The organism is Lactobacillus sp. C449L (assembly GCF_059900815.1).
In genome coordinates this window covers 1-480 of record NZ_JBWXGA010000132.1, presented here as the reverse complement: position 1 = coordinate 480, position 480 = coordinate 1, and the positions used below count along the sequence as shown (strand labels likewise).

General features: G+C 66.9%; 1 protein-coding gene. It reads right to left on the bottom strand.

The window, feature by feature from the left end:
• The coding region (locus AC2JF9_RS08665) for a hypothetical protein (protein WP_500726956.1) at positions 1-480 on the bottom strand (480 nt) is incomplete at both ends.

The window sequence follows — 480 nt, the reverse complement described above, 5'->3', positions numbered from 1 at the left end:
ATCTGGGTCACCGCCGCGCGCTGGGTGGCGTTGAAGCCCTCGAAATTGTTGCCGGTCTCATCGGGGGAGCTGCCGCCATATTGGCTCGGCAGGGTAGGGAAGCCGTAGGTCAGATTGGCCGTGTTCCACCGGTTGCCGCCCCAGAGGTTCCGGATATCCTCGGCCAGGATCTGCTCCAGCGGAGCGGGGTCGCCGATGCTGACATGAAGATCGTAATCGCCGGCCGACCCGCTCTCCCAGGATTCCACCGAGAAGCGGTAGAGGCCCGACGTGGCTGCGCGGAAGCTCACGAACGAATCGAGCGTCGCCGTGGGGGAGTTCGGGTGGACGAGCGAACCGGGGTCGAGCGGGGCATCGTCCCCGAACGTGATCTCCTGCCCGTCCGGCCCGAAGAGCCGGATCACGGTGTCGAGGCCGGGCTCGGCCCCGTCGATGTCGAGCAGCAGGAGCTCGCCCGCCTCCAGTTCGATGGCGTAGAAG